This window comes from Streptomyces mobaraensis NBRC 13819 = DSM 40847 (assembly GCF_017916255.1).
GTDB classification, from domain to species: Bacteria; Actinomycetota; Actinomycetes; order Streptomycetales; family Streptomycetaceae; genus Streptomyces; species Streptomyces mobaraensis.
Map to the genome: position 1 here is coordinate 968,938 of NZ_CP072827.1, position 15,568 is coordinate 984,505.

13 protein-coding genes are annotated in these 15,568 nt (G+C 75.4%); 7 read left to right on the forward strand and 6 right to left on the reverse strand.

The window, feature by feature from the left end; translation table 11 throughout:
* Positions 1–466: 466 nt before the first annotated feature.
* The 3 genes from J7W19_RS03545 to J7W19_RS03555 form a co-directional block, all read right to left on the reverse strand.
* Positions 467–1,960, reverse strand: a complete 1,494-nt coding sequence (locus tag J7W19_RS03545; RefSeq protein WP_325176053.1) for an MFS transporter — start codon at positions 1,958–1,960, stop codon at positions 467–469.
* Between the two features lie 495 nt (positions 1,961–2,455).
* The gene (locus tag J7W19_RS03550) at positions 2,456–3,013 is read right to left on the reverse strand and encodes a hypothetical protein (RefSeq protein WP_004940854.1); all 558 of its coding nucleotides are present in this window, start codon (positions 3,011–3,013) and stop codon (positions 2,456–2,458) included.
* Positions 3,014–3,112: 99 nt separating this feature from the next.
* Positions 3,113–3,901 (reverse strand): glutamate racemase, encoded by a 789-nt coding sequence (locus J7W19_RS03555; RefSeq protein ID WP_004940851.1) that lies wholly within the window; start codon positions 3,899–3,901, stop codon positions 3,113–3,115.
* A gap of 165 nt (positions 3,902–4,066) precedes the next feature.
* Between J7W19_RS03555 and J7W19_RS03560 the strand changes: the two genes are divergently transcribed.
* Positions 4,067–5,227: a glycosyltransferase gene (locus tag J7W19_RS03560; RefSeq protein ID WP_411848854.1), complete on the forward strand. Its 1,161-nt coding sequence runs from the start codon at positions 4,067–4,069 to the stop codon at positions 5,225–5,227.
* A 31-nt stretch (positions 5,228–5,258) separates the two neighbouring features.
* On the opposite strand, the gene J7W19_RS03565 is transcribed toward J7W19_RS03560, so the two are convergent.
* A complete protein-coding gene (locus J7W19_RS03565) occupies positions 5,259–6,548 on the reverse strand; it encodes a TerD family protein (RefSeq protein WP_040888384.1) in 1,290 nt (429 codons plus the stop codon).
* A gap of 206 nt (positions 6,549–6,754) precedes the next feature.
* On the opposite strand from J7W19_RS03565, the gene J7W19_RS03570 reads away from it, so the two are divergent.
* The 5 genes from J7W19_RS03570 to J7W19_RS03590 all read left to right on the forward strand — a co-directional run bounded on the left by J7W19_RS03570 (position 6,755) and on the right by J7W19_RS03590 (position 12,632).
* On the forward strand, positions 6,755–7,279 hold the full coding sequence (locus J7W19_RS03570; protein ID WP_004940844.1) for a DUF6643 family protein: 525 nt from the start codon (positions 6,755–6,757) through the stop codon (positions 7,277–7,279).
* A gap of 128 nt (positions 7,280–7,407) precedes the next feature.
* Positions 7,408–8,325, forward strand: coding sequence for an MOSC domain-containing protein (locus J7W19_RS03575; RefSeq protein WP_078587776.1), 918 nt, complete (start codon positions 7,408–7,410; stop codon positions 8,323–8,325).
* Between the two features lie 205 nt (positions 8,326–8,530).
* Positions 8,531–9,193, forward strand: a complete 663-nt coding sequence (locus tag J7W19_RS03580) for an Rv1733c family protein (protein WP_233478063.1) — start codon at positions 8,531–8,533, stop codon at positions 9,191–9,193.
* Between the two features lie 236 nt (positions 9,194–9,429).
* Positions 9,430–11,862: a right-handed parallel beta-helix repeat-containing protein gene (locus J7W19_RS03585; RefSeq protein ID WP_004940837.1), complete on the forward strand. Its 2,433-nt coding sequence runs from the start codon at positions 9,430–9,432 to the stop codon at positions 11,860–11,862.
* A gap of 140 nt (positions 11,863–12,002) precedes the next feature.
* On the forward strand, positions 12,003–12,632 hold the full coding sequence (locus tag J7W19_RS03590; RefSeq protein ID WP_152264952.1) for a hypothetical protein: 630 nt from the start codon (positions 12,003–12,005) through the stop codon (positions 12,630–12,632).
* A gap of 186 nt (positions 12,633–12,818) precedes the next feature.
* Here J7W19_RS03590 and J7W19_RS03595 read toward each other — a convergent pair whose 3' ends face one another.
* A complete protein-coding gene (locus J7W19_RS03595; RefSeq protein WP_004938375.1) occupies positions 12,819–13,772 on the reverse strand; it encodes a GlxA family transcriptional regulator in 954 nt (317 codons plus the stop codon).
* A 256-nt stretch (positions 13,773–14,028) separates the two neighbouring features.
* On the opposite strand from J7W19_RS03595, the gene J7W19_RS03600 reads away from it, so the two are divergent.
* Entirely contained in the window at positions 14,029–14,457 is a 429-nt protein-coding gene (locus tag J7W19_RS03600) for a DUF6010 family protein (protein ID WP_004938377.1), read from the forward strand.
* Positions 14,458–14,488: 31 nt separating this feature from the next.
* Here J7W19_RS03600 and J7W19_RS03605 read toward each other — a convergent pair whose 3' ends face one another.
* Entirely contained in the window at positions 14,489–15,382 is an 894-nt protein-coding gene (locus J7W19_RS03605; protein WP_004938383.1) for a DUF2797 domain-containing protein, read from the reverse strand.
* Between the last annotated feature and the right edge of the window lie 186 nt (positions 15,383–15,568).

The following is a 15,568-nucleotide window of genomic DNA, read 5'->3' on the forward strand; positions in this document are numbered from 1 at the left end:
CGCTCCGCCTGCCCGCGCAAGACGACCGTACGCGCCGAGCCGCGCGGGCCTGGTGCCCGGGACGGGAAGCTCTGGCGCCCGGGGCGGGCGGCCCTGACGCCCGGGACGGGAAGCCCCGACGCCCGGGACGGGAAGCTCCGGAGTCCGGGACGGGAAGCTCCGGAGTCCGGGACGGGCGGCCCTGACGCCCGGGACGGGTACGGCCGCCCGTCCCCCGCCCGTCCCGACGGCCCCCGGACGCGGGAACGGCCGCTCCGTCCGCGCCGCGCGAGGCGGGCGGCAAAGCGGCCGTTCCGGTACGGACCGGGGCCACTCGGCCCGGACAAGGGCCGCCGGCCGGCGACTCGGCAGGTCCGGCCGGCCCCGGCGGCCACCTCGTCACCGTCGCGGCGGCCAAGCAGGCGCGACCCGGAGCCGGCGCACCGTCCAGACCAACGCGGCGCCCGAGCGCCGCCGAGCGCGCCGCTCAACGCGGCGGCTTCTCCCGGGCCTCGTCCGTCGCGCGGCCCGGGGACGGCAGGCGGGTGCGGCCGAGGAGGCCCGCTTCCCAGCGGCCGACGCTGCCCGCCGTCGGGCCGGCCGGGCCGGAGCTCGCCTCCGCGGCGACCGCGCCGCCCCGCTCGGGCAGGCCGGACGGGATGACGGTGCCCTCCACCGCGGAGACCTCCGGGCGGTCCGGGAGGAGCCGGGTGCGGTAGAGCAGGGTGACGGCGAGGGCGGAGGAGAGGCCGAAGGCGACGCAGCCGATCCAGGGCAGCCACGGGCACTCGTACTGCTTGCCCATGTCCATCGTCCAGCCGACGACCGCGTTGCCGCCGGCGGCGGTCAGTCCGGCGAAGACGTAGAACAGCCCGAAGTAGGTGCCGGCGAGCGTCTCGCGGCCGAACCGGGGGATCATCTCCAGCACGGCGGGGTGGGCGATCATGGTGCCGACGAACAGCAGCAGCGACCCGATCAGCATGATCGTCATCCGGGGCACGACCTCCCGCAGGCCGTCGGGCGGTCCGTCGGCGCAGATCAGCAGCGGGGGGACGAACCCGAGGCCCATCAGGACGAGTCCGCCGCCGACCCACCGGCTGCCGCCGCCGTGCCGTTCCAGGGCCCTGGTGATGGGCATCTGGAAGAGGTTGACGGCGGCGCCGGCCCCGAGCAGCACCCCGGCCGCGCCCTCCCAGCCGGACGCCTGTTTCGCCCCGGCGGGCAGCAGCAGGCAGAGCTGGTTCTCCACGGTGAACATGCCGGTGGTGGCGAGGGAGAAGAGCAGGAACCGGCGGTTGCCGAAGACCTCCAGCCAGTCGCCGAGGACGGTGCTCCGGTCGGCGGCGGGGGCCGGCCGCTCCGGGATGACCATGGCCTGCGCGACGGTGAGCAGCGCGTAGACGACGGCGGCGGCCACGGCGCAGATCCGGAAGTCGGCGCGGATCAGGACGCTGCCGAGGAGCAGGCCGATCAGTGAGCCGATGGTCGCGTAGACGTTGAGCAGGGCGAACGCCTCCGCCTTGCGGTCACCCGCCTCCAGGGCGACGTAGGCCCGGGCGGACGGGTAGAAGAGGCCGGCGGCGAGTCCGTTGAGCAGTGAGGCCCCGAGGACGACCGGCAGCGTGGTGCCGAAGGCGAAGAGGGAGAAGCCCAGCGTGCGCAGGGCGCATCCGGCGATGATGACCGCGCGCGGGCCCAGCCGGTCGGCGGCCGAGCCGCCGAGGAGGAACAGGCCCTGCTGGCCGAGGTTGCGCACGCCGAGCACCAGGCCGACGAGCGCGTCGGACATTCCGAGTTCCTGACCCAGATATGCCGCGAGAAATGGCACCAGGATATAGAACCCGATGTCGATGCCAAACTGGTTGATCAGTAGCAGTCGCAATGCGAGAGGAAACTCGCGAGTGACCCGAAAAGCTTTCATGCGCGTCCCTGCATTCAGCTCGCACAGGCGGGAGGAATCCCCCTGAACCGAGGTGGGCATTGGGGCCCGGAGGGTTTGACAGTGCGCAAAGCGATAGGGACGGCTGCCGTCCTGACCTCGTGCTTCGCTCTGATCCACCATGGTGATCAGAGGCCGCGGCACCCCCGCCGTCCGGTTCGTCAGAATGCCCTTCCCGCGGGTTGTCACCCGGCGGGAAAAGCCGCACTCACTGACGTGGGATCGAGCGGTCGATCATATGCTTTTGCGGTGCATCCTCAACGACTCCCGACTGCGCTCGGAAGAATACGCACCCCACACGTTAGCAAAGCAAACGGATCCCGGATAGAGCGGACGCCGGGGACTTCAAGTGACACGGCCGAGGAGTGGCCGAATTTGTTTCCGCCTTTTTCTTCGAACAGGGGAACTCGCGTACTGTGCACTGGCCTCCGACGGCCGGAGCGTCAGGCGGCGGCGGGCCCGGGGAGTCCGTGGACGTCACACGACGGGGGCATTCAGGTCCGGGAAGCGGCCTGAGCGGCCGGGAAGGGGGGTGTCTCAGACGGAAGCGGTTCGCCCACCGGCGAGGCCGAGCCGGTCGCGGATCACCCGCACGGCGGCCTCCGCGTCGTCCACCGTGACCGTGAACGAGCGCCCGTCGCCCAGCCGGAGCACAAAGCCCTCGCCCCGGCGCACCACGACCGCCGTCCCCTGCTCCGGCCGCCAGCGGTAGCCCCAGCCGCCCCACTGGCGGGGCGTGACCCGGGGCGCGAACACGGCGTCGACCACCTGGGCGAGGGGGATACGGGTCCGGGGCAGCCCGATGTGGCCGCAGCGGACCTCCAGCGTCTCCTTGTCGACCCGCACCGCCACGTGCACGAACGCGACCGTGCCGTAGAGCATCAGCAGCCCGGCGGCGACGCAGCCGACGACGGACATCACCAGCGGGATGATCCCCGAGGTCCAGGGGTGCGCGACGGCCAGGTCGATGCCCAGCGCCATGCAGGCGGCTCCGGCGGCGGCGAGCAGCCACTGCACCCGGTTGGTGGCGCGGCCCGTCCAGACGGCGGACTCGCTGTCGTCGTGCCCCTTCGGGGCCTCCGGCTGGTCCCTCATACCAGGCAGCGTACCGAGGTTCCGCCCCGGCGGCAGGGGTCTCCACGGGGACGGCCCGGACGCGTGCCCCGGCGGGACGACGCCGTCCCGCCGCCGGCCTTACGAGCGCCCCGCCCCCACCGTCGTCAGGGAGCGGGCCTCCGGGTAGCTCAGCGAGGCCGCGTCGAGGGCCCCTTCACGTCCGCCGAGCAGGACCGTCAGCCGGCCGGCCGGCTCCGCGTCCGGCGCCGGGTCGGCGCCGATCCGGCGCAGCGCCTGCGCGGCCACCGCGCCGGCCGAGCCGTGCAGCACCAGCGGCGGTCCGGCGGGCCGCTGGACGGCGGCCCGGATGCGCTCGGCGACCAGCTCGTAGTGGGTGCAGCCGAGGACGACGGCGCGGACGTCGCGCGGGGTGCGGGCCGCCGCCGAGGCGATGGCGGCGTCGATGGCCGCGTCGTCGGCCCACTGGATCGCGTCGGCGAGCCCGGGGCAGGCCACCTCGGTCACCTCGACGCCGGCCGCGAAGTCGCGGATGAGGCCGCGCTGGTAGGGGCTGCCGGTGGTGGCCGGGGTGGCCCAGATGGCGAACGGGCCGCCGCCCGCCGCCGCCGGCTTGATCGCGGGCACCGTGCCGATCACCGGAAGGCCCGGCTCCAGTTCGTCCCGGACGGCCTCCAGGGCGTGGACCGAGGCGGTGTTGCAGGCGATGATCAGGGCGTCGGGACGCAGCGCGGCGGCGGCGCGGGCGCAGCCCAGGGCGCGCTCGGTGACGTCCTGCGGAGTGCGGGGACCCCAGGGCATGCTGCCGGGGTCGGAGGAGAGGACCAGATCGGCGTCGGGCCGCAACCGGTGCACGGCGGCCGCCGCCGCGAGGAGGCCGTTGCCGGAGTCCATGAGCGCGATCTTCACCCGGTCACTTTAATGGATGGGCGGCACACGGCTTAATGGGCCGACGGGGGACGGGTGCCCCGGCGCCCGTTTCGGCCTGACTTCTCCGGCCCTCCGCAACCGGCCGCCCGCGATCCGGGCGCCCCCGCCCGGGGCCCGTCGGGCAGACTGCGGCGGGTGAACGCGCTGACATGGATCTCCGTCGGTTCCCTGGCCGCGTGGCTGTGGCTGCTGCTGGGCCAGGGCTTCTTCTGGCGCACGGACGTGCGCCTGCCGGACCGCCGGCCGCCGGACGACTGGCCGTCCGTGGCGATCGTCGTACCCGCCCGGGACGAGGCGGAGGTGCTCCCCGAGAGCCTGCCGTCACTGCTGGCACAGGACTACCCGGGCCGGGCCGAGGTCTTCCTGGTCGACGACGGCAGCACGGACGGCACCGGCGAACTGGCCCGGTCGCTGGCCGCCGAGCGCGGCGGGCTGCCGCTGACCGTGGACTCCCCCGGCGAACCCGGCCCCGGGTGGACGGGCAAGCTGTGGGCCGTACGGCACGGCATGGCGCTCGCCCGCGCCCGTACCGACGCCGAGTACCTGCTGCTGACGGACGCCGACATCGCGCACGCGCCCGGCAGCCTGCGCGAACTCGTCGCGGCGGCCCGCGCGGCCGACCTCGACCTGGTGTCGCAGATGGCCCGGCTGCGGGTGGTCACCCCGTGGGAGCGGCTGATCGTCCCCGCTTTCGTGTACTTCTTCTCGCAGCTCTACCCGTTCCGCTGGGTCAACCGGCCCGGCGGCCGGACGGCGGCGGCGGCCGGCGGCTGCGTCCTGCTGCGCCGGGAGGCGGCGGAGCGGGCCCGGATCCCGGACGCCATCCGGCACGCGGTCATCGACGACGTGACGCTGGCGCGCGCGGTCAAACGCACCGGCGGCCGGATCTGGCTGGGCCTCGCCGAGCGGGTGGACAGCATCCGCCCCTACCCCCGGCTGGGGCAGCTATGGCGGATGGTGTCCCGCAGCGCCTACGCGCAACTCCTGTACCAGCCGCTGCTGTTGCTCGCCACGGTGGCGGGCCTGGCCGTGGTCTACCTCGCCCCGCCGGCGGCCGTGGCGGCCGGCGCCGCCGGCGGGAACGTCCCGGCCCTGGCCGCCGGGGCGGCGGCCTGGGCCGTGATGACGGGCACGTACCTGCCGATGCTGCGCTACTACCGGCAGCCGTGGTGGCTCGCGCCGCTGCTCCCGTTCACCGCCGCGCTGTACCTGCTGATGACGGTCGACTCGGCGGTCCAGCACTACCGGGGCCGGGGCGCGGCCTGGAAGGGGCGGACGTACACCCGCCCCGAGGCCGCGCCCTGAGCCCTCCCGGCGCCGCCGCGCCCGGCTGGTGTCACTTCCGTCCGGGCGTCCAGTTCATGCCCCAGCCGTACGCGCGGTCCAGCGTGCGCTGCGGGCTGACGCCCCGGTCGGGGACCAGGTAGCGGGCCTCGCGCTGGACGACGAGGTCGCCGCCGTTGTTGGTGATGAGGGCCAGCGCGCAGACGTTGGACGGCACGGTGCACTCGTCGAGCGAGAAGTCGATGGGCGCGCCGTGCTGCGGCTGGAGGGTGACCGTGGCGTGGAGGCCCGCGAAGCTGCTGGCCCCCTGGTAGATCGTGACGAAGACGAGGATGCGCCGGAAGTCACGGCTGTGGTCGAGGTTGATGGTGAGGTTCTCGCCCTGGGCCGCGGCGCCGGTGCGGTCGTCGCCGTCGAGGTGGATGTAGGGCGGGCGCTGGAGCGAGCCGAAGGAGTTGCCGAGGGCCTGGACGACGCCCTTCGTCCCGTCGTTGAGCTCGAAGAGGCAGCCGAGGTCGAGGTCCAGGTCGCCCTGGAGCGCCCGGGTGAGGCGGCGGCCCCAGCCGCCGCCCTTGGCCGGTTCCTGCTGCCGCATCTGCCAGTTGAGGTTGACGCGCAGCGCGCCGGAGGTGCCGCCCTGCTTGGTGAGCGAGACGGACGGGGCCTGCTTGGTGAGCGTGACCTTGCTCAGGCTCACGGGCCGGGCGGCGGGGACCGCGGCGGGCGGCGCCGCGGGGGGAGCCACGGGCGGCGCCGCGGGGGGAGCCACGGGCGGCGCCGCGGGGGGAGCCGCCTGAGCCGGGGGCGCGACGGGAGCGGGCCCCGGATCGTCCACCGAGATGCCGAAGTCGGTCGCCAGGCCCGCGAGCCCTCTGTCGTATCCCTGGCCGACCGCCCGGAACTTCCACTCCCCCTGCCGCCGGTAGAGCTCGCCGAGCACGAAGGCCGTCTCGACCGTCGCGTCCTCGCTGTCGAAGCGCGCCAGCTCCGCGCCGCCCGCCGCGTCGAAGACCCGGACGTACAGCCCCGGCACCTGCCCGAACGTGCCGCCGTCGGCGGAGGCCGCGACCACCACGGTCTCCACCTCGGGCTCGACCGAGCCCAGGTCGACGGCGAGGGTGTCGGTCACCGCCCCGGCCGCCGGCACCTTGCCCTCGTGCCGTACCGCGCCGGAGGTGTGCACGGCCTGGTTGTAGAAGACGAAGTCCGCGTCCGAGCGGACCCGGCCCCCGGTGAGGAGGAGCGCGGAGGCGTCCACATCCGGTACGCCGGGGCCGGTCCGCCAGCCCAGTTCTATCCGCACCGCCGGCGCCGGAATCCGGACATTGGTGCCCTTCTGCATCCCCATCTGCCACCCCTGTAGCGCGATTACCGGACGAGCCCCTGGTCAGGCCCTGAACATTCCGGTTGCTTACACGGGTCCAACGTACCGTGGCCCCCGAATTCTCCGGCTTCGCCCCGATTGGTCATCGGCACCGCAGGGGCCTCCGGAACCAACCCGGGTACCTGACTCCCCAACCGGCACATCGTGGGCTTAACTTAAGGGCTATGACCTCCCCCCGCAGTGCCTACGGCAGCGGTTACTACTCCGCGTCGTCGTTCCCGGACACCCCCATCTACGACAGCCTCGTCGCCGAGCGGGGCACCCCGCAGATCGCCCCGATCCGGGTGTCGGCCCCCTTCGACGGCGGGAGTCAGCTGCCCGCGCTGCCCGCCCTGCCCTCCGGCCCCTCCGGCCACGGCCCGGGCCCGACGCCCGGGGCCCACCCGGTGCAGCCGCTGCAGAGCGGGTACGCCCAGCAGCAGCCGCAGTACGGGCAGGGCGGCCCGCAGCCGGCCGGCCTGCAGCAGGCGCCCGCGCCGTACATCCCGCAGCAGGCGTCGGCGCCGCGCGGCTACCCCGGGCCGCAGCAGTACCAGCAGCCGCAGGCCGGGCCCTCCGGCCCGGCGGGGTACGACGCGATGCGCCCGGTGGCGCCGCGCCCGGCACCCGGCCCGTCCGGTCAGCCGGGCCAGCCCGGGGGGTATGAAGGTCCGTACCAGCGCCCGTACTCGGGCCCGGGGAGCTACTGACCGACGGCGACGGGCGGCCGGACCACGCGTCGGCCGGACAGGACGTGACGCGACCGGGGTGCGGCCCGGCGCCGAACGCGCCGCGAACCGGCGGGTGCCCACCGGATCCGGCCGGGCAGGATGACCCCATGGCTGCGTCTTCCGATCCCACAGGCCCTTCCGGTTCATCCGGCCCTTCCGGTTCCGCCGGTTCCGCCGGTCCCGCCGGCCCGTCGCCCTCGCTCCTGTCGCTCCACGTCCACCCGGTGAAGTCGATGGCGGGGGGCTCCCCCGGGGAGGCGGCCGTGGAGCCGTGGGGGCTCGCCGGGGACCGGCGGTGGATGGTGACCGCGCCCGACGGCCGGTTCCTCACCCAACGGCAGCTCCCCCGGCTCGCGTTGGGCGCGGCCCGCGGGATGCCCGGGGGCGGGGTGCGGGTCTCCGGCCCGGGGGCCGCGCCCCTGGACGTACCGGTGCCCGATCCCGGGCGGCGGGGCCTGGTCACCGTGGAGGTGTTCCGGGACAAGGTCGAGGCGGTGCCCGCGGGGCCCGAGGCCGACGCGTGGCTGACCGCCTTCCTGGGCGTCGAGGCCCGGCTGGTGCACATGGACGACCCGGCGGTCCGGCGCCCGGTCGATCCCCGGTACGGGCGCCCGGAGGACCGGGTCGGCTTCGCGGACGGCTTTCCGCTGCTGCTCACCACCACCGCGTCGCTCGCGGCGCTCAACTCGCTGATCGCCGAGGGCGAGCACCCGGGCGAGGGCCCGCTGCCGATGGACCGCTTCCGCCCGAACGTGGTGGTCGGCGGCACCGGCGCGTGGGAGGAGGACGGCTGGCTCCGGGTGCGGCTGGGCGAGGTGACCTTCCGGGTCGTCAAACCCTGCGGGCGCTGCGTCGTCACCACCACCGACCAGCGCACGGCCGCGCGCGGCCGGGAGCCCCTGCACACCCTGGCCCGCCACCGGCGCGGCGCGACCGGCCTCGTCTTCGGGCAGAACCTCGTCCCGGAGGGCCCCGGGGTGCTGCGGGTCGGGGATCCGTTCGAGGTCCTGGACCGAAGCGACTGAGCCGATCACAGCGTTCGCAAGCCCCACCCGCCTCAAGACCGTCCGCGCGCCGGTGCGCCCACGTGCGCCCCGCCGCGAGCATGTGCGCCCCGGCGTCAACGTGCGGCCCTCCGACCTCCACCGGGAGTGATTCCGCCCTCCGCGACGCCTTTTCCCGCATGCGCCGCCTCCTGTGAGGTAATGAGACGCAGGGGGGGTGAGCTTCATGAACGCGACGTCACGGACGCGGTCCTGGGCCCGGCGGTCCGCCTGCGGACTCGCCGGGCGCTTCGCCCGGCGCTTCGCCTGGCGCTGGCGGCGGAACCCGCTGCGCCGTCCCACCGATGTCCTGGAAAGCTGGGTCGGCTTGGCGGCGGTGGTCCTGATGCTCGTCGTCGGCCCGCTGGTGGGGCTGCTGGCGGGCTCGTCCGCCCACGCGGTGCTCCGGCAGACGGCCCGTGAACAGCAGTCGCACCGGCACCTGGTGAGCGCGGTCGCGCTCCGCCCGGAGCCGGTGCGCTCGGCCGCCGGCGAACGCGACAGCACGCCGGGGCGCGACGGCTACCACCGGATCCTGGCCCGTTGGCCGGGCCCGGACGGCGGTCCGCACACCGGCCTCGTACCGCTCCGGGGTGCCGAGATACCCGGCCGGCGGTTCCCGCTCTGGACGGACGACCAGGGCCGGCTCGCCGGCCGCCCGCTCGACGGCACCACGGCGTCCGTCCACGCCGTGCTCGCCGGCGTCGGGGCCGGCGGGGCCGCGGCGGGCGCGGTGCACGGGCTGCGCCGCCTGGTCATGTGGCGGATCGTCCGGCGGCGGTACGAACGGTGGGACCGCGCCTGGGAACGGGCCGGGCACACCTGGGGCCGGGCCGACGCGGGGAGCTGAGCGCCGACCGGAGCCGGGCGGGGACGCGAGCCCGACGGGATCCCGGCCGGGACCCGAGCCCGACGAGGTGCCGGGCCCGACGAGGTGCCGGGTGCCGACGCGGGAGGCCGGGCGGCGTACGGGCGGTCAACTCCCGTGCCCGGCGCACGCTACGGTGGAGCGGCCGGTACGCATCGGTCCCGGGCGGCGCATCCGTCCCGGGCGGCAGACGCACGAGGTGGGGGCGCGACAGCACCATGGCACAGGGCTCGGTCCAGGTGACGCACGGCGGCCCGTCGCGCTGGCGGCGGCGCACCGGGGAGTACGTATCGCTCGCGGCGGCCCTGGAGGCGGCGGCGGACGGGGACGTGCTGTCCGTCGCCCCCGGCACCTACCGGGAGAACCTGGTGGTCACCCGCGCGATCACACTCAGGGGCGCGGACGGGGTGCCCGGTTCGGTGCGGATCGCCCCGCCGGAGGGCGTGGCGCTCACCGTCCGGGCGTCGGCCGCGCTGCGGGACCTCCAAGTCGAGGGACAGGACGCGGCGGTGCCCGCGCTGCTGGTGGACGCGGGCGCGCCGGAGCTCACCGGGCTGCGGGTGGTGACGCGTTCGTCGGTGGGCATCGAGGTGCGCGGGGGCGCGCGGCCGACGGTGCGCCACTGCACGGTCGACAACGCGGCGGGCGTCGGCGTGGCGGTACTGGACCGGGCGGGCGGGGTCTTCGAGGAGTGCGAGGTGCTGGCGGCCGGGCAGTCGGGCGTCGCCGTGCACGGCGGCGGGGGCCCGCGCCTGGAGCGCTGCCGGGTGCACCACGCGCGGGGCGCCGGGCTGTCGGTGACGGGCGAGGCGAGCACGCTGGAGGCGATCGGCTGCGAGGTGTACGAGATCCGGGGCGCCGGTGTGCGGATGGCGGAGCGGGCGGCCGGCCGGCTCTCCGACTGCCGGGTGCACCGGGTCGCGGCCGACGGCGTGACGCTGGACACCGGGGCCGTCCTGGCGCTCGACGACTGCGACATCCACGACATCCCGGAGAACGCGGTGGACCTGCGGGCGCGTTCGGTGCTGACGATGGCCCGCTCCACGGTGCGCCGGTTCGGGCGGAACGGCCTGTCGGTGTGGGATCCGGGCACCCGCGCGGAGGCCGTCGGGTGCGAGCTCCAGGACAGTACGGGCGACTACCCGGCGGTGTGGGTGAGCGACGGCGCCACGGCCGTCCTCGCCTCCTGCCGGGTGCACGACGTGCCGGACGCGCTGTTCGTCCTGGACCGCGGCTCGTGCGCGGAGGTCACCGACAGCGATCTGTCGCGGATCCGCGGGACGGCGGTGTCGGTGAGCGGCGGGGCGACCGCGCGGCTCGACGACTGCCGGATCCGGGAGGCGACGACCGGCGCCTGGTTCCGCGACCACGGCAGCGGCGGGACGCTGACGGGCTGTGCCGTCGACGCGACGGCCACGGGTGTGATCGTCACCAAGGGCGCGGACCCCACCTTCGAGGACTGCGCGGTGAGTTCGCCGCTGGAGGCGGGGTTCTACGTGTCGGCCGAGGGCCGGGGCACGTTCCGCCACTGCCGGGTGACGGGCAGCGGCGGCTACGGCTTCCACGTCATCGACGGGTGCCGGGCGACGCTCACCCGCTGCCACACGGAGCGCTGCGCGCGCGGCGGTTACGAGTTCGCGGACGGCGGCGGGAGCGGGCACGCGGAGGGCGGCGGCCCGGGTCCGCTGAGCGAAGGCTGCACGAGCGACGAGCCGGTGCCGGTGCGCGTCCCCGGCCCGGCGGTGGCGGCGGAACACTCGCGGCCCGCACCCGCGGTGCCCGCCCCGGTGGCGCGGCCGACCGCCCCCCTCCCCGCGCCCCGCCGGGACGAGGGCTCGGCCCGCCCGCCGACGACCGTTCTCGCCGAACTGGACGCGCTGGTGGGCCTGGAGAGCGTCAAGAAGGAGGTCCGGGCGCTCACCGACATGATCGAGGTCGGCCGCCGCCGGCAGGAGGCGGGCCTGAAGGCCGCCTCGGTCCGCCGCCACCTGGTCTTCACCGGCTCCCCCGGCACCGGCAAGACGACGGTGGCACGGCTGTACGGGGAGATCCTGGCCTCGCTCGGCGTCCTGGAACGCGGCCACCTGGTGGAGGTCTCCCGGGTGGACCTGGTGGGCGAGCACATCGGCTCCACGGCCATCCGCACCCAGGAGGCGTTCGAACGCGCCCGGGGCGGCGTCCTGTTCATCGACGAGGCGTACGCGCTGGCCCCGGAGGACTCGGGCCGCGACTTCGGCCGGGAGGCCATCGACACGCTGGTGAAGCTGATGGAGGACCACCGCGAGGCGGTGGTGGTGATCGTCGCCGGCTACACGGCCGAGATGGAGCGCTTCCTGAGCGTCAATCCCGGTGTGGCGTCCCGCTTCTCCCGCACCATCACCTTCGGCGACTACGCCCCCGAGGAGCTGCTGCGGATCGTCGAACAGCAGGCGGAGGAGCACGAGTACCGCATCGGCGAGGGCGCGGCCGAGGCCCTCCTGCACTACTTCCGCTCGGTCCCCCGCGGCCCGGCCTTCGGCAACGGCCGCACGGCCCGCCAGACCTTCGAGGCCATGGTCGAACGGCACGCGGGACGGGTGGCCCAGCTGAGGAACCCGAGCAAGGACGACCTGACGCTGCTGTACGCGGAGGACCTGCCGGTGGTGCCGTAGACGCGGGGCGGACGGTCCCGCCGTCGCCCTCCCTGCCGCGATTCGCCACCCCGCTGCGTCCGCCACCCCCGCCACGTCCGCCGCTCCCGTCGCCGGAACCCCTTCGCCGTACGGACGGCGGACGCCCTACGCTGCGCCGCATGGGCACCGACATCTACGGCGGCATAGAGATCCGCAACCCGAACGCCGACGAGGACTGGTACACCAGGCCGCCCTGGGAGCGTGCCATCGACCTGTACCCGCTCTACTCCGGCCGCGACTACGCGGCCTTCGGCTGCCTCTTCGGCGTCCGCGACCTGGTGGGCTGGGAGCCGGTCGCCGCCGGCCGGGGGCTGCCGCCGGACGTGTCGCCGGAGTTGCGGAAGGAGTTCGTCGAGGTCGCCGGCCTCGATCCGGCGGTGCACGGCCCGACCTGGGTGACCTGGGCGGAGCTGGCGCGGATCGACCTGGACGCGGCCCCGGCGGGCGTCCGCGGCGCCCTCGTCCTGCGGGACGACCGCACACCGGCGCTGGAGGAACGCCGCTGGGTCACCGACGACTGGCCGCCGGATGTCCTGGACCGGCTGGGCCCCGGCCCGGCGGCGGACGGCCCCGCCGCCACACCGTTCGGCGAGTGGCGGGCGGGCCCGACGCGGGTGAGCTACCGGAGGTTCACGCGCCGGGACGCGCTCGGCCCCGGGACCGGCTGGGAGCACGTCTTCGCCGTGATGAGGGCGCTCGCAGGCCGCTTCGGCGACGAACACGTCCGGCTGGTCGTGTACTTCGACTGAGCCCCGGACGACTCCCCGCGCCCGGCCACCAGGACGTCCGTCCGAGGTCGGTGCGGTGCGATGTCAGGCCCCGCGGGTCGAGCGGGCTTGGGGCGGATCGCCGGGGAGGATCGGCCCGCCGGGTGACCGCCTCCGAACCGGCGCCGGCCGTCGCCTCCGGGACGCGCGGCGGGCCCGCGGGGCTCCTCACCCGGCCGGCTCGCCGGCGAAAGCGCGGCGGTAGGCGCGGGGGCTGACGCCCGTGGTGCGGCGGAAGCGGTCGCGGAAGGCGGTCGGCGAGCCGAAACCGACTTCGGCGCCGATGTGTTCGACGGGCCGGCGGGTGGTCTCCAGGAGCTGCTGGGCCCGGCGGATCCGGGCGCGGTGCAGCCACTGCAGCGGTGTGGTGCCGGTCTGCTCGCGGAAGCGGCGGGTGAGCGTGCGGGGGCTGACGCCGGCCCGGGCGGCGATGTCGTCCACGGTGAGCGGCTGGGCGAGGTTCTCGCCCAGCCAGACCAGCAGGGGTTCCAGCTCGGAGCCCGCCGGGACGGGCGTGTGGTCGTGGACGATGAACTGCGCCTGCCCGCCCTCCCGTTCCAGCGGCATCACGGAGAACCGGGCGGTGTCGGCAGCCACCGCGGAGCCGTGGTCGCGGCGGACCATGTGCAGGCACAGGTCCAATCCGGCCGCCGCGCCCGCCGACGTGAGGACCCGGCCGTTGTCGACGTAGAGGACGTCCGGATCGACGTCGACCGCCGGGTACTCGGCGGCGAGCCGCCCGGCGGCCAGCCAGTGCGTCGTCGCCCTCAGCCCGTCCAGCAGCCCCGCGGCGGCGAGCACGAACGCCCCCGAGCAGATCGACGCGACGCGCGCCCCGTCGCCGGCGGCCCGGCGCAGCGCGGTGCGGACGGCCGGGGCGAGCGGTGCCGTCGGGTCGGCGGTACCGGGCACGACGACCGTGTCCGCGCCGCGCAGCCCGTCCAGCCCCCAGTGTGCCCGCAGGCCGAACTCCCCCGCGTCCACCTCCGGTCGCTCCGCGCACACGCGCACCGCGTAACCGGGGCTCCCGTCGGGCAGCCGGACGCGCCCGAAGGTTTCCACCGCAGTGGCGAGGTCGAACGGGATCACGCGCGGGAGGGCGAGGACGGCGACCGTGTGCATGCACGGACGGTACCTCCGCGTCCCCCGCGTGCGGCGGCCGGGACGCCTGCCGGGGCGAACGGGCCGGGCGGCGGTATTCCGTCGGAACCTGTCGGCAATGCCCCTGTGACCGGCCGGCCGGCCTTTCTACCGTGTGATCCGTACGGCCGGGGCGGCGGCGTTCCCCCGCGACCGCCGTCACCGGCCGTACGCCACCCGCACGCACGCACACACACGCTCGCACGCCCGCACCGCATCCATCCCGGAAGGCGCCCCCATGCCCTACCTGCAATACATCGCGCCCGTCGTCATCGGTCTCGTCTACGCGCTGGTGATGTCCCTCGTCGACGCGAAACACCGGCTGCGCCTCAACGCCGTCATGGTGGCCGGGGCGGGCGCGACCTACCTCAGCAGCGACGGGCTGGGCGGCTGGGAGCTCGCCTTCACCGCGCTGTCCACCTGCGTCGCCTACCGCGCCCTGAATTCCTGGACGTTCGTCGGCATCGGCTGGCTGCTGCACACCGCGTGGGACATCGTGCACCACATCAAGGGCAGCCCCCTGCTTCCGTTCGTACACGACGCGTCGCTGGGCTGCGCGATCTGCGACCCGGTCATCGCCCTGTGGTGCCTGCGCGGCGGCCCGCCCCCGCGGGAACTGCTGCGCGGCGGACGGCGCGGAAAGGCTCTCGGCGAACCGGTGGCCTGAGGCGCACGGCTCCCAGCCCCGACGGGAAAGGTCAGAACAGCCCCTCCGGACCGTCCCGTTCGGGCTCGGGCGCGCGGACCGCCGCCGTGGTCCGCGCGCCGGCCGGTGCCGCCGCCAACTGCCAGCCCGCCAGCCGCCGCGTGTCGACGAGCACTTGGCGGCCGTCCGCCGTCTCCAGGTACACGTCCGGTCCCGCCACGGCGACGACGTGTCCGACGACGGCGCTCCCGGGAGCGAGGTCGACGACGCCGTGGCGGGGGCCGACGCGGTCCAGGTGGAAGACGTCGTCGTGGTGGACGGGTACGAAGGCCGCCACGTCCAGCGACTCCGGCAGGCCGGGGAGGGCGCGGGCCCGCGCGTGGAGCGCGGCGAGTTCGGCGGCCCGCTCGGCCCGCAGGACCAGGGGGTGGCGGGCGGCGCGCTTGGCGGCGTACGGGAAGCGGTCCGGGACGCCGAGCGCGGCGCCGAGTACGGCCTCCGTCCGCCGGGCGGCCATCAGCGGGCCGCGGCCGAGCAGGGCGTACGAGAGGGCGGCCTGTTCGAGGAGCCGGACGCCCTGGCGTTCGGTGGCCGTGATGCCTGCCTTGACCAGGCCGGGGGCGAACCAGGCCAGGTAGACGTCGTACGGGCGCGGGTCGTCGGCCATCGTGTCGGCCGCGACGGAACGGGACCGGTCCAACCGGGCGCACTCCGCGCACTGGCCGGACACCGCACCGGCCGGCACCTCGGCACCGGCGGGACACGGCGTGTACCGCCCGGCGCGCCGGACCCCGACGCAGTACCGCCGGTCCCCGGTGACGAACCCGAGCGCCCGCCCGGCGGGCAACGGCGAGCGGCGTTCGCCGTGCTCGGGATGGAGCCACAGCAGGGCAGGACCGTCCGCGCTCCAACGGGGGCCGGCGCAGAGCCAGCCGGAGGGTGCCATGGCTGTCGTCGTCCTTCGGGGTGCGGGGGTTACGTCGTTCCACCCTGCCACGGGCGCGCCGGACGGGCTGAATTCAGCCCGTCCGGCGTTTGGGGACGAGCTTTGAGGACGAGCGCGAAGCCGCGAAAAGGGGGTCGGGGGCGGCAGCCCCAGGAAACGGCGAAATGGGGGTGCCCCCTCCGGGGG